We start from the raw sequence: 13,389 nt of genomic DNA, 5'->3' as shown, positions 1-13,389 counted from the left end.
CATCGTAAGGATACTGGCAACATAGCAAAATTTTGAAAGCAATGAACATCCGGTATATACCTGAAAACGATTACTCCGGCGCACGTTGTTCTGGCGTCACCTGAGCCAGCAAACGATATAATGGGCTGCTGACCTGCATACCGGTCATTGCCATCCCATCCATACCGAAGCGAGTAAAACTCATTAGTCCATAGGTAATATCATTAAGACGCTCTAATAAATGAGGCTGTAATCCCAAACTACCACTCCAGTATGAATGCGTCATTACCGTCGCGGTTAAGGCTAATCTACCGCCCAGGGAGACGGCTTTAGCAATCGCCATACTTTTGCGTTGATTGGCGAAACAATTAGCAATATAAAAAACGGCATTGCCTATACTGTCGTGAGCCATAGGCAAATGATGTTTATGATGGTAGATAAGACAGGCGACATCCGCGATGGCAATAGCAAGGCCAATCCCTGCCAGGGCTACGAGCGGTGCGCCTCCACCACTTAGCACTGTTAATGCTATTCCAGCGGAACAGCATAAAATCTGTCCGCCCAAAATAACCGTTTGCCAACTAAAAATTTCTTTTGGAAAACACTCTATCACTCGTTTCGCAAGTCCGGCCAATAACCGCTCTTTTCCTTGTTGAGGACCTATTCTACCACTCTCCATATTGGTTTCCGGATGTGGCAATGAGGGACATGGAGGTGATTCCTCAGGCGCGTTAACAGGACGTTGCCCTGCTACCTGAGCATTTGGGCTAACAGGTTTCATGGTTCTCCCCGAGATGTATGACCAGAACTGTCCATTAATGCAGGTGCAGTAGCAGATTGACAGAGCGATGCCATTTGTTCCGCCAATAACACACTGGGATCGGCATGAAGTTCATCAACAGAATTTTCCTGATCGTCGCCAGAGGGGCGGGCAAGGCAATAATCCAGTACCGCACCTATCGCCGTCAGGCTAACGGAGGTAATTACACTCCCCATGTCCAAAGAGGCCGCTATATTTTCAGCCGCGGGCAGTGGAAACTGTAGGGGTAAAACCAACATAGAAATAGCGATTCCTGAACGTATTAATAAAGAAAGACAATTAGCAAGGGTGTTAGCGCAGTTAAGACTTGCCCCACATTTTAAGGCCAGCGCACTGACCACAAGAGCAACGCTATCACTGGCGGTTTGTAACGGCTTCTTTTGCTGACATATCAATTGATAATTATGATACGCACAGCAAGCATCCCCAATAGCAATCACGAGCGCCGCCCCCGCAAGAATAGCAATGGGTAATCCTGCCCCGCCAGAAATTACCGCTGCAGCAACCGATAACCCAAACACGACTGTCGCACCCAGCGCACGAATAGTGTATTGCATAAAATGTATAGCATAATCCCTCTGCTGCCTTATTTGTTCAGGCGTAAGCAGCACCGGGGCTGCGGGGGTACCTGGGGCTGGAATTTCAGGAGGAGGAAACGATACCTCCTTCGCTTGTATATCGGAAGGAGGACTATTACCATCGACTATATTACTTGCCGCTGACGGAATATGAATTTTCATATTTCGTTCTGTTATTTAAGCAATAAGAGTATCAACCATTATTTGCGCATTCTGGCGAATCTCACTCCATGAGGCATCCGCATAACTCATCTTGATTGCGGTTTGAAAAGCCTCTCTCGCCAACCCGGGTTCCCCCATCATTTTGAGACAGACGCCCGTTTGGTAAACCGGCTCTGGATGGCTGGCATCCAGCATCAAGGCATGTCCATAGAAATTAATGGCCGTCGTGTATTCTTTAAGCATCATCCAGGTGCCAGCTAATGCAATATGGGCACGCCAACTCCATGGCTGGGCCATCACCAGCCAACTAAAATCGATTACGGCGCGCGAATAATCCCCCTCCTGCCATGAGGCGTAACCACTGGCATAAACGGTTTCCGGATCAACGGATAATAGCTGTTTCAGAATGTCTTCGGGTATTTTATTTTTCTGATCTTCTTTCATCATCATACCTATTGATTGTTATTTTCACGTGATAATGATTTACGTCAGGAAGGTTATTTAAAAACGTCGCTGGATAAGATGCTCGGCGGATAAAACTGTCCAGTTATCGCCATCAAGCTGTGTAAAGGTCGCTCCCATTACTGTCAGGATGCGCAATAATTTCCTGCGTAGCATGGCTTTTTTTTCATCCAGAACGTCGGTGATTATCAACATCTTTAAACATGTTAACTGCGGGTGATGCACAAATATCCCGCGTAAAAGTCCCAGTAAGTGAAACAATTGCTGTGGTCGAGGTTGCCCGGGCGTCAGGCGCCTGAACTCACAAATAATCATTTCTTTTGCCTCAATACGATAGATCACCAGGTAAGGCGATAATATAAACTGTTGCCCAAGTAATATGGCGGTCTCCCCTAAATATGCAGGCTCAGTAAACACCTGATGCCGACGCAACCATTGCTCTATTTCTTGCACCATGTTTACCTCGTTAATGCCCGGAGTATTTCAGCAAGAACCGTGACCAGTGACGACCCCACGCCGATGATTTGCTGCATAATTTCAGTTGCTTTCTCCATAATTTCCATCAGGGATTTATTATAAGATTGGGTCCCATTTTGTTGCAGGTCGGCAATCGCTTTATCTTGATCACTTTGACGTTGCGCTACACCGGACCCCAGGCTCATGACTCCCCCAGCTGTGTGGCCTACGGCTTGACCCGCTATAAGACCGGTTTCCCCGCCTACAGCCCCTAATCCTATCGTCAGCACTCCCGACAATATTGCGCCACCCGCAGTAATCATTGATGCTTTAAACGCTTCATCAATTGTTTTCATTTGCGTCTGTAAAACATTGACTTGTAGTTCCCAGCCCAGCCGTTGTTTTACTACGTTATAGCTGCGCATGATATCGCGCAACTTTTTGGCAAGCTCCATTAGCTTCATCCAGATATCATCAAATAACAGAAGCATTGATTCAGTACCCATTCCCTCCCCGGAGGGAGATTGAGTGGAAGAAGACGTTACCAAGGAAGGCGCTGGTAATACCAGTGCTACATTACTCGCTTCCATATTTTTATCCTCAGATTAAGCGCGACAGCCAGCTATTCTCGCCTGAACGCTACTATAGTGATCAATGGTATCTAATACATCTCTAAGCGCTGTACCGCTCCCCTTATAAAGCTCCTCTAAGCGTTTTTGTTCCATCTTTTTTTGGTTTTCCGTTTGTTGCATTATGAAATCCAGAAACCGTTGCTGAGTTATTAATTGCTCTATTTTCTTTTCGAGCTTCGTTTTCTCTGCGTTAATCACGCCAGTATTCGTCTGACTGGCGCCCTCGGTTGCACATCTGATAGCCTGTAAGCCTTTAAATGAACAATCCCTCAGTAAGGCATACAGGATTTTTTTGAACATATTCCAGAGAACTTTCTTACGAAAATTTTTTAACAGAAATTTTTCCCCTTCTTGCGCATATTTTTCCAGGGCTTCTTTTGCCGCTTCTTTTGCCATGGCTTTCACCCCCTCTTTCGTAAAGCTTTTTCCCGCGCTTCGCGTCATATTATTTTCTACCTCACGAGAAAACTCGGCAGACTCCTCTGCCATCTCATTCGCCATAGCCATTTCACGTTCAAGCGGCTCAAATTGTTTGGAAAAACTTTCGCTCACTTCTTCGCCAAACTTTTCAGCCAACTCCTCTATTTCTGCTTCCCCTGCACCAACCATACGCTCAACCACTTCCTCGCCAAAACCGGAGTCAAGCACTTTTGCAGCTGCGCCAGATAAACCTCTCGTCGCCATAAAAGCACGGCCAATCTGGAAAACATCCAGTGCCAGCGCGACGGCTTCACAACCAAATTGAATCTTACTTGTCACGTCAATAATTGCCTGACAGGTATCGTGGTCAGCACCGCACATCATTGCCGTTTCGGCTCCGGCTTTAACCATTCCTGCACAACCTGCGGCTATATAAGCTACGCCGCTAGCCATTTCTGCGGGATTACCGGACAGAAAACCCTCCACAACTTTTAAGGCGCCAATCACAGTTTCAAATATGCCGGTAATCCAGTCAAAAATAGCGCCAAAAATGCCCGCTTTACGCGCTTTATCCTCCTGCTCTATCGCTTTCTGGATCTGCTCCTGATACTCCTTTACCTGCTTATCACGTAATGCATTTTGCACCTCAGTTGCCCGCTCAAGCTGTTGGCATAACGATTGAGCGTTATTACCAAAGACGCTGAGTATTAATGTCGTCATCAACATTGATAAAACCGCGGGATTGGTCTGCAAAAAGTCAGGCAATGATGGACGCTTATGATTTCCGGGTACGGCATCAAGCAGTTGCTTCAACGCATTGCTTGCCTCCTGAAGACTAATTTTCCCTGATAACAGGCACGCGGCGTTGCCATCGCCAAAAGTAGAATTCACGCGATGCTGGCGCTTTCCCAGCGAACCCGAGGAAACGCAACTGACATTGCTTAAGTGATGATGTGTTAAGGCGGTTACTCCCGCGGCGCTATCGCTATTACTGGGAATTCGATTCATTTTTTAGCTCCTGTCAGAAAGTTGCTGTAACATCTTTTCTGCACGCAGTCGGAGGATTTGATGTTCACTGACCTCGCCGCAAATACGCACCACGGCCTTTAACGCTTTTATTGCATAACAAACGTTATCACACGCGAGGTAGCATTCCGCTGCGGCCCACGGCGCCTGCGGCGCATCGAGCTTAATCTGCGCCGCGCGTCCATAGGCGTATATCGCTTCCCCCCAATGTTTTTGAGCCTGGCAGCATTCCCCTAACCGAAACCAGTAGTCAAATGACCAGGCATCATATATCGTCAGTAATTGAAAAAGTCGCGCTGCGCCGGCGAACTCTTTTACATCCATAAGCTGCATGGCATAGCGATACAGAGTATTAAGCGGCTGTGTAACATCGTCATCCAACAACATACGCAGCGAGCCGCCACGCCGGAAAAACCGCATCGTTTCATGTGCCTGTTGTAGGGTCGGGTCTTTTTTCATGAGTACGTTTTCTGCGCTATCATACTGGAAATTTCCCCCCACTTACTGATAAGCCCTGTCAGTTGGGTAAGGACAGCGTTAAGCTCCTGAGACATTTTTTGAATTGTTATCTGCCCCTGACTCATAAGATCGGTATTCCGGTTGGCATCGTTATCCAAAGCCGCTTTGACCGCCTGTAGACCACCTTTATCCAGCTTCCCATGATCGCCATATTTAGCCATATATTCATCAATGGTCAGACCATCGATGAGTATACCGTGTTCACGCATGTATTTAATTACGTCATCAGGCACTTCCTCTTTGGTTTTAGCATCTCCCTTGGCTGCTTTAGCAATCACTTCATCCATCTCATTTGATTTTTCCTGGGTATTTCTGGCACGTTCAGCGTTCTTCTGGACTTCAATAAATTTATCGTTTGCGATAGCCTGAATAACCATAAGAAGAATAAGCAAAACACCATACCCTTCGGCAAACGGATTTTGCTGGGATAAGTCATCCTGACTCCCGGTATCAGCGTTGCTGACGCCGAAGCTATTTTTAAACACAATAGGGTTTTGACTTCCCCATAAGATGTTTCCTGAAGACATTATGCTTTACCTTTTTGTTTTTCCTGACGGTATCTCCACCGGGGCTTGAGCATTCAGTTGTTTCAGTCGTACTTCAAGTTGTTTAAACAAACTTACTATTTTCTTTAAATCCTTCTCGGCCTCCTGGTTAACCCCGGCAACGCCTTGTGGAAATAGGTTATGAAGAATACTCTCTGTCTCTCTGCTCTTTTTGGGGCTCACTGCTCTTTCAGCAAGCTGTTGACTCACCTTAGCCCGAATTTGGTGAAACTTTTTAAGACTGTGATTTAGCTGCATGTAACTTTGCTCTAAATCACGATATTCACTAAACGCAGCCTTTTTCTTTATCATCATTCCCCTCCATATACACGATAGATAATTAACGTGCTAACTAAGAGCCTATCCCACTATCCCATTAGGGCTATTTTACTTGCCATTTTGGACCTGGGCAGTGCTCAAAATCCTCACGTACTACGTGTACGCTCCGGTTTTTGCGCGCTATCCGTGTCCAAACTGGCTGCGCCAATTAACGCCTGGTGGGATAGGCTCTAAGATATTTTTACTTTACTCTTGCTCACTCACTACAAGTGCGCTGTTATGGTAACGATAATAAATAATGTTGATGATATTTTCGGCCTGCTCGATCGCTTCAAGCAATAAGGTGTTTTGCTGATATTGCTGCGGATCCTGTAACTTGCCGTTGTTCTCTTCTAACTGTTTCCGGGCAGCCCTTAATTGTAAAATTATGCCTTTGGCCTCTTCACGCGAATGAAGCAGCAAATCTTCTAACCGGGTCAAAGTTGTCATTTTCCACTCACTTAAAATCTAATGGATAGTTAATCAAAGTATCATAATGTTTAATCGTTACCACATCGGCACTCAGATGGACAATTTCTCCCCCATTGGGTAACAATGCCCCTACACGTAAACGCTCTTTATTCGTCAGTAATAAGTAATTACCATGGCGACTCTGTACAAAGCCAGCCACTGGCGCAGGCAGATACTTGCTTTCATCATGGGAAGGCGCAATATCCTGATAAATTAAAGAAAGAGCGGGATCCTTTTTCTTTAATGCTGCTAACGTTTCTTGCAAAATGCGTTGATGAGATTCATCCAGTACACCACTGATAACAAAAGAGCGCCGCATTGGCGTAACATTGACAAGCCCCACTAAACCGTTCTCTATTATCGCAGAAATAATATCATCCCCCTGAGACTGATGAGAGTGACTAATCTGCCAGTGCAATAACCCGGGAATATCTGCAAGTAATGGTTGAACCTTACGCCATTGCTGATCCATTTGTATATCATCATGAATTAACACGCTCCCCGGCCCTTCGCTGGATACTTCAGCATGCGGGTAACCCATTTTTATCAAAACATCCTGCACTTCTCGTACCAATAAGTCATCACAGATTACACCATCCCGATACATGACCCCCCATGATTCGAGAGTCGCTCTCACCTTTTGCATCTGTTCGCTTGACGAGCAATAACCGGACAACTGCAGGCTGCCATCTTCTTTCCATTGCGCCCGCACATAATGAATATTGCTTTTGTCTAATAAAAACTTAACCCGCAAAGGTAAGTCATTTACCGTTTCAGGCTGACCACTAATACTTAACAGGATCCCCATTCCACCGATAAAAATCAAGAATACGCCAGCCAACCACCAGTAGCCTGATCTGGAAACGGGTATTTGATAATCAGCAAGTTCACAATCCTGTTTACCAAACGCGATAGCCACTCCCGCAACCTGCAAAACCCCACTGGATGGTAGCGGCTTATTTGGATTAAATCTGCGACCGTTAACTTTAACTCTGGCTTTCCCGGCATCAACAAATAAACTATCTGCCTGTTCTCTCAGAATAATTTTTTCATTTATAGTAAGCGGAATACAAATATCGCATCCTTTCTCCCCCAGTGACAGGTTACCTTCATTCAGCCATACTTCCCGGCCTTGTAAAACGTGACCTAAAAAACGTATTTTCCAGGAGCTCTTTGGATTAACCATGAGATATGCCATTATTTACTACTGAGGCTTTAATCAAAAAAAGCCTGATTACACTATGTACTTGAGTCGTATCATTGCGAAACAAATGACCTACGACAGGAATATCGCCCAATAAAGGGATTTTGTTTTGCGAGTGGATTTGTTTACCTTGTTTAAACCCTCCCAGCAATAGACTTTGTCCGGCCAATAATGTGGCTTGCGAAGCAATTTCAGAATTTTGCACTTCGGGTAGCGGATCTGTTTCGCTTTGCGTATCACTTTGTTGTCCATCCTGAATATTAAGATTAAGCATTATTTTTTGCGTGCCATTGTCATTTAACAAGCGAGGTGTAACGCGCAACAAAGAACCCGTAGTGATGGATTCAAGTTTAGCCACTTTTTCTCCCTGCAGTTTGGTATAGAAAGTAATATTTTTATCCAGCACAGCCTGGATATTATTTAAAGTCACCACAGATGGCTGGGAAAGTACATAAGCCTGAGAGCTTTTTTCCAGGGCATTCAAACGCACCATAAAGTTTGAGGTATCGCTGATTACCGTTGAAAAACCGCTAGCACCACTGTCATTCAAACCTGTATTGAACGCAATTTTCTTGCCACCCAGCGACACTGCCGTTCCCCAGTCGATGCCTAACTGGTTAATATCTCCAGCATTAACATCGATAATTTTCACCGAAATCTCTATCATCTGCTGGCGTTGATCTAATTCTGTGATGAGTTTCCGATACCCGGCCATATTGGCCGCATAATCACGAACGATCACTGCATTCTGGCGTGGGTCGGCAGCAAACATGGGCAATGCCTGTGTAGCGGGTGAACCATTGGTCGTCGATGACGCCGGTACGCTGGTTTTACTCATCTCACGCAATACACTCACGACCCCTGGAACCACGACGGACTGATCGCGATATTGGTATTGGGTATCCATCGCAGTGGCATACTTAAGCGTGTATATACTTACACTCACCGCACTGTCTTTTCGTTTGATTAACGCATTATCCAACACCGAAGCTAATTGACTAATACGAGTCAGGCAACTGGGAACACCGCTCACCTCCACAGCTCTGGTACCGGTAATTTCTTTAACCTCGCATCCCGGTGATGAAAGGATATTCTGGCTGCGTAAGTAATGAATGAACCGTCCAGTAGATAAAATATTGAAAGTGATAACCTGATGTTTTAATAACGATGCAGGATATACATATAACATGCTGCCATCAAACCAGGTAAGCAAATCATATTGTGCTGCCAGGTTATTCAAAATATCGACCGGTGGTCCAGGCGGAATTTTCCCACTAAATGTAGCGGTTATCAATGGGCTAATAGTAATAGCCGTATCATAGTTCTCTGAGAGCAGATGTAAAACCTCTGCTAATGGCATTTGTCTGGCATAAAGGGTGAAGTCATTACCTTTCCATGATAACTCATCACTCTTTGCCGTATTGAGTATAAATAGTAAAATTAAGATTAAATGTTTATTTACTACCATTTTATACCCCACCCGAATAAAGTTTATGGTGATTGCGTATTACATTTTTTAAAATGCAAGTTAAAGCCAGGTGTTTTTCTATCTCAATAGCAATAAGCTCAGAGCTACTACTTGTGGTATAATAACCGTTTAACCATCCCCCATCCGCTGTGAGCTGTATAGCATAATCATGGGCATCCGGGTGTGCTGCAAGCAGTAGTGTCACATAGGCAAGACAAGGCTTAGGTAAGCTTTCCAGGTCATTTAAGAACAAAGAAATAGAAAATGCTTCTGAGAAAATTTCTCCTCTGGCAGGATGCCCATCAATAGTCATTATCCAGGATCGGCTATTACCTTCGGCCTTGATATCCTGAATTAATGGAATGCCTTTTAAAACTGCCAGCATGAATCCCTCCTCAGACATAAATGGGAGTTTCTATCAAATTCGCTCACAACCACATCCGTAAAAAGCCTGATTCACATTTATTTCGACTATACTCTTCTTGTACAATATCAGGATGCTGTCTACATATACCTTGTCACAGGCGATTCTATCATTCGGATTTTCCGATAAATTCACAATTACACTTTCAGTATTGACACAAAAAATTACAATTTGAAAAATTATTTATTAAATAAACTGTTACGATGTTTTTACATCACCGCCTTATTAAAAATTAATTGTAGTCATCGACTGGGTTATATATGAAGAAATTTATCTTCCTAATGATAACACCATCGATTAATCTTCTGATGAAACTATATGTACTGCGATAGTGATCAAGTACCAAAGATTTTGCAACAGGCAACAGAAGGAAAGCATTATGAATTTGCTGAATCCCAAGAATACGCTGCAAACATCTTTAGTAATCAGGCTAACATTTTTATTTTTATTAACAACAATAATTATTTGGCTGCTATCTGTGCTTACTGCAGCTTATATATCAATGGTTCAGAAACGGCAGCATATAATAGAGGACTTATCCGCTCTATCCGAGATGAATATTGTACTAAGCAATCAACGATTTGAAGAGGCTGAGCGTGACGCTAAAAATTTAATGTATCAATGCTCATTAGCGACTGAGATTCATCATAACGATATTTTCCCTGAGGTGAGCCGGCATCTGTCTGTCGGTCCTTCAAATTGCACGCCGACGCTAAACGGAGAGAAGCACCGTCTCTTTCTGCAGTCCGCTGATATCGATGAAAAAAGCTTTCGTCGCGATAGTTTTATTCTTAACCATAAAAATGAGATTTCGGTATTATCTACTGATAACTCTTCAGATTATTCAACTCTACAGCCTTTAACGCGAAAAAGCTTTCCTTTATACCCAACCCATGCCGGGTTTTACTGGAGTGAACCAGAATACATAAACGGCAAAGGATGGCACGCTTCCGTTGCGGTTGCCGATCAGCAAGGCGTATTTTTTGGGGTGATGGTTAAACTTCCTGATCTCATTACTAAGAGCCACCTGTCATTAGATGATAGTATTCGAGTATGGCTGGATCAAAACAACCACTTATTGCCGTTTTCATACATCCCGCAAAAAATACGTACACAGTTAGAAAATGTAACGCTGCATGATGGATGGCAGCAAATTCCTGGATTTCTGATATTACGCACAACTTTGCATGGCCCCGGCTGGAGTCTGATTACGCTGTACCCATACGGTAATCTACATAATCGCATCTTAAAAACTATCCTTCAACAAATCCCCTTTACATTAACAGCATTGGTGTTGATGACGTCGGCTTTTTGTTGGTTACTACATCGCTCACTGGCCAAACCGTTATGGCGTTTTGTCGATATCATTAATAAAACCGCAACTGCACCGCTGAGCACACGTTTACCAGCACAACGACTGGATGAATTAGATAGTATTGCCGGTGCTTTTAACCAACTGCTTGATACTCTACAAGTCCAATACGACAATCTGGAAAACAAAGTTGCAGAGCGCACCCAGGCGCTAAATGAAGCAAAAAAACGCGCTGAGCAAGCTAACAAACGTAAAAGCATTCATCTTACGGTAATAAGCCATGAGTTACGTACTCCGATGAATGGCGTACTCGGTGCGATTGAATTATTACAAACCACCCCTTTAAACATAGAGCAGCAAGGATTAGCTGATACCGCCAGGAATTGTACACTGTCTTTGTTAGCTATTATTAATAATCTGCTGGATTTTTCACGCATCGAGTCTGGTCATTTCACATTACATATGGAAGAAACAGCGTTACTGCCGTTACTGGACCAGGCAATGCAAACCATCCAGGGGCCAGCGCAAAGCAAAAAACTGTCATTACGTACTTTTGTCGGTCAACATGTCCCTCTCTATTTTCATACCGACAGTATCCGTTTACGGCAAATTTTGGTTAATTTACTCGGGAACGCGGTAAAATTTACTGAAACAGGAGGGATACGTCTGACGGTCAAGCGTCATGAGGAACAATTAATATTTCTGGTTAGCGATAGCGGTAAAGGGATTGAAATACAGCAGCAGTCTCAAATCTTTACTGCTTTTTATCAAGCAGACACAAATTCGCAAGGTACAGGAATTGGACTGACTATTGCGTCAAGCCTGGCTAAAATGATGGGCGGTAACCTGACACTAAAAAGTGTCCCCGGGGTTGGAACCTGTTTCTCGCTAGTATTACCCTTACAAGAATACCAACCGCCTCAACCAATTAAAGGGACGCTGTCAGCGCCTTTCTGCCTGCATCGGCAACTGGCTTGCTGGGGAATACGCGGCGAACCACCCCACCAGCAAAATGCGCTTCTCAACGCTGAGCTTTTGTATTTCCCCGGAAAACTCTACGACCTGGCGCAACAGTTAATATTGTGTACACCAAATATGCCAGTAATAAATAATTTGTTACCACCCTGGCAGTTGCAGATTCTTTTGGTTGATGATGCCGATATTAATCGGGATATCATCGGCAAAATGCTTGTCAGCCTGGGCCAACACGTCACTATTGCCGCCAGTAGTAACGAGGCTCTGACTTTATCACAACAGCAGCGATTCGATTTAGTACTGATTGACATTAGAATGCCAGAAATAGATGGTATTGAATGTGTACAATTATGGCACGATGAGCCGAATAATTTAGATCCTGACTGCATGTTTGTGGCGCTATCCGCTAGCGTAGCGACAGAAGATATTCATCGTTGTAAAAAAAATGGGATTCATCATTACATTACCAAACCAGTGACATTGGCTACCTTAGCTCGCTATATCAGTATTGCCGCAGAATATCAACTTTTGCGAAATATAGAGCTACAGGAGCAGGATCCGAGTCGCTGCTCAGCGCTACTGGCGACAGATGATATGGTCATTAATAGCAAGATTTTCCAATCACTGGACCTCTTGCTGGCTGATATTGAAAATGCCATATCGGCTGGAAAAAAAATCGATCAGTTAATTCACACATTAAAAGGCTGTTTAGGTCAAATAGGGCAGACTGAATTGGTATGTTATGTCATAGACATTGAGAATCGCGTAAAAATGGGGAAAATCATCGCGCTGGAGGAACTAACCGACTTACGCCAGAAAATACGTATGATCTTCAAAAACTACACCATTACTTAATATTATCTTAATTTTCGCGAGGGCAGCAAAATGAAAGAATATAAGATCTTATTAGTAGACGATCATGAAATCATCATTAACGGCATTATGAATGCCTTACTACCCTGGCCTCATTTTAAAATTGTAGAACATGTTAAAAATGGTCTTGAGGTTTATAATGCCTGTTGCGCATACGAGCCTGACATACTTATCCTTGATCTTAGCTTACCTGGCATCAATGGCCTGGATATCATTCCCCAATTACATCAGCGTTGGCCAGCAATGAATATTCTGGTTTACACAGCATACCAACAAGAGTATATGACCATTAAAACTTTAGCCGCAGGTGCTAATGGCTATGTTTTAAAAAGCAGTAGTCAGCAAGTTCTGTTAGCGGCATTGCAAACAGTCGCAGTAAACAAGCGTTACATTGACCCGACGTTGAATCGGGAAGCTATCCTGGCTGAATTAAAGGCTGACACGACCAATCATCAACTGCTTACTTTGCGCGAGCGTCAGGTTCTTAAACTTATTGACGAGGGGTATACCAATCATGGGATCAGCGAAAAACTACATATCAGTATAAAAACCGTCGAAACACATCGGATGAATATGATGAGAAAGCTACAGGTTCATAAAGTGACAGAGTTACTTAACTGCGCCCGAAGAATGAGGTTAATAGAGTATTAACCAGGGGCATCCGATGGTATTAAGCATTGGTCATATTTTGATGAGCCTTACGCCACGCAGTATTGCTCATCATCGACAAAATCCATACGGATGC

15 protein-coding genes are annotated in these 13,389 nt (G+C 43.9%); 2 read left to right on the top strand and 13 right to left on the bottom strand.

The window, feature by feature from the left end:
• Nucleotides 1–70 precede the first annotated feature (70 nt).
• The 13 genes from sseG to spiC all read right to left on the bottom strand — a co-directional run bounded on the left by sseG (nt 71) and on the right by spiC (nt 9,463).
• Nucleotides 71–760: a pathogenicity island 2 effector protein SseG gene (sseG, locus tag ACLD3P_RS02040; RefSeq protein WP_000805835.1), complete on the bottom strand. Its 690-nt coding sequence runs from the start codon at nt 758–760 to the stop codon at nt 71–73.
• A complete protein-coding gene (gene sseF, locus ACLD3P_RS02035) occupies nt 757–1,539 on the bottom strand; it encodes a type III secretion systems effector SseF (RefSeq protein WP_080203471.1) in 783 nt (260 codons plus the stop codon). The genes sseG and sseF overlap by 4 nt, the downstream gene beginning before the upstream one ends.
• Nucleotides 1,540–1,554: 15 nt before the next feature.
• The gene (gene sscB, locus ACLD3P_RS02030; protein ID WP_000979963.1) at nt 1,555–1,989 is read right to left on the bottom strand and encodes a SycD/LcrH family type III secretion system chaperone SscB; all 435 of its coding nucleotides are present in this window, start codon (nt 1,987–1,989) and stop codon (nt 1,555–1,557) included.
• Nucleotides 1,990–2,040: 51 nt separating this feature from the next.
• On the bottom strand, nt 2,041–2,457 hold the full coding sequence (gene sseE / locus ACLD3P_RS02025) for an LcrR family type III secretion system chaperone SseE (protein ID WP_000249606.1): 417 nt from the start codon (nt 2,455–2,457) through the stop codon (nt 2,041–2,043).
• 2 nt (nt 2,458–2,459) lie between these two features.
• Entirely contained in the window at nt 2,460–3,047 is a 588-nt protein-coding gene (gene sseD, locus ACLD3P_RS02020; RefSeq protein WP_411006361.1) for an SPI-2 type III secretion system translocon protein SseD, read from the bottom strand.
• Nucleotides 3,048–3,062: 15 nt separating this feature from the next.
• Nucleotides 3,063–4,517 carry an SPI-2 type III secretion system translocon protein SseC gene (gene sseC / locus ACLD3P_RS02015; RefSeq protein WP_411006360.1) on the bottom strand — a complete coding sequence of 485 codons (1,455 nt, stop codon included), beginning with the start codon at nt 4,515–4,517 and terminating at the stop codon, nt 3,063–3,065.
• 3 nt (nt 4,518–4,520) lie between these two features.
• The gene (gene sscA / locus ACLD3P_RS02010; RefSeq protein ID WP_220569225.1) at nt 4,521–4,994 is read right to left on the bottom strand and encodes a SycD/LcrH family type III secretion system chaperone SscA; all 474 of its coding nucleotides are present in this window, start codon (nt 4,992–4,994) and stop codon (nt 4,521–4,523) included.
• Nucleotides 4,991–5,581 carry an SPI-2 type III secretion system translocon protein SseB gene (gene sseB, locus ACLD3P_RS02005; protein WP_076935180.1) on the bottom strand — a complete coding sequence of 197 codons (591 nt, stop codon included), beginning with the start codon at nt 5,579–5,581 and terminating at the stop codon, nt 4,991–4,993. The genes sscA and sseB overlap by 4 nt, the downstream gene beginning before the upstream one ends.
• Before the next feature lie 6 nt (nt 5,582–5,587).
• Complete coding sequence (gene sseA / locus ACLD3P_RS02000; RefSeq protein WP_411006359.1) at nt 5,588–5,914, bottom strand: SPI-2 type III secretion system chaperone SseA; 327 nt, start codon at nt 5,912–5,914, stop codon at nt 5,588–5,590.
• Between the two features lie 210 nt (nt 5,915–6,124).
• Nucleotides 6,125–6,367 (bottom strand): YscE family type III secretion system co-chaperone SsaE, encoded by a 243-nt coding sequence (gene ssaE / locus ACLD3P_RS01995; RefSeq protein ID WP_000210202.1) that lies wholly within the window; start codon nt 6,365–6,367, stop codon nt 6,125–6,127.
• Between the two features lie 7 nt (nt 6,368–6,374).
• Entirely contained in the window at nt 6,375–7,586 is a 1,212-nt protein-coding gene (gene ssaD, locus ACLD3P_RS01990) for a SctD family type III secretion system inner membrane ring subunit SsaD (RefSeq protein ID WP_411006358.1), read from the bottom strand.
• Nucleotides 7,567–9,060 (bottom strand): SPI-2 type III secretion system protein SpiA, encoded by a 1,494-nt coding sequence (gene spiA / locus ACLD3P_RS01985; protein WP_411006357.1) that lies wholly within the window; start codon nt 9,058–9,060, stop codon nt 7,567–7,569. The genes ssaD and spiA overlap by 20 nt, the downstream gene beginning before the upstream one ends.
• Nucleotide 9,061: 1 nt before the next feature.
• Entirely contained in the window at nt 9,062–9,463 is a 402-nt protein-coding gene (spiC, locus tag ACLD3P_RS01980; RefSeq protein WP_411006356.1) for an SPI-2 type III secretion system protein SpiC, read from the bottom strand.
• A gap of 400 nt (nt 9,464–9,863) precedes the next feature.
• Between spiC and ACLD3P_RS01975 the strand changes: the two genes are divergently transcribed.
• The gene (locus ACLD3P_RS01975; protein ID WP_076935177.1) at nt 9,864–12,626 is read left to right on the top strand and encodes a two component system sensor kinase; all 2,763 of its coding nucleotides are present in this window, start codon (nt 9,864–9,866) and stop codon (nt 12,624–12,626) included.
• Between the two features lie 30 nt (nt 12,627–12,656).
• Entirely contained in the window at nt 12,657–13,295 is a 639-nt protein-coding gene (locus ACLD3P_RS01970) for a two component system response regulator (protein WP_000666334.1), read from the top strand.
• The last annotated feature ends 94 nt before the right edge of the window (nt 13,296–13,389 follow it).

Source organism: Salmonella sp. 741265073_HBA (assembly GCF_046569105.1).
Taxonomy (GTDB): Bacteria; Pseudomonadota; Gammaproteobacteria; order Enterobacterales; family Enterobacteriaceae; genus Salmonella; species Salmonella enterica.
The sequence above is the reverse complement of the archived record's forward strand: the minus strand, read 5'-3'. Positions and strand labels throughout refer to the sequence as shown.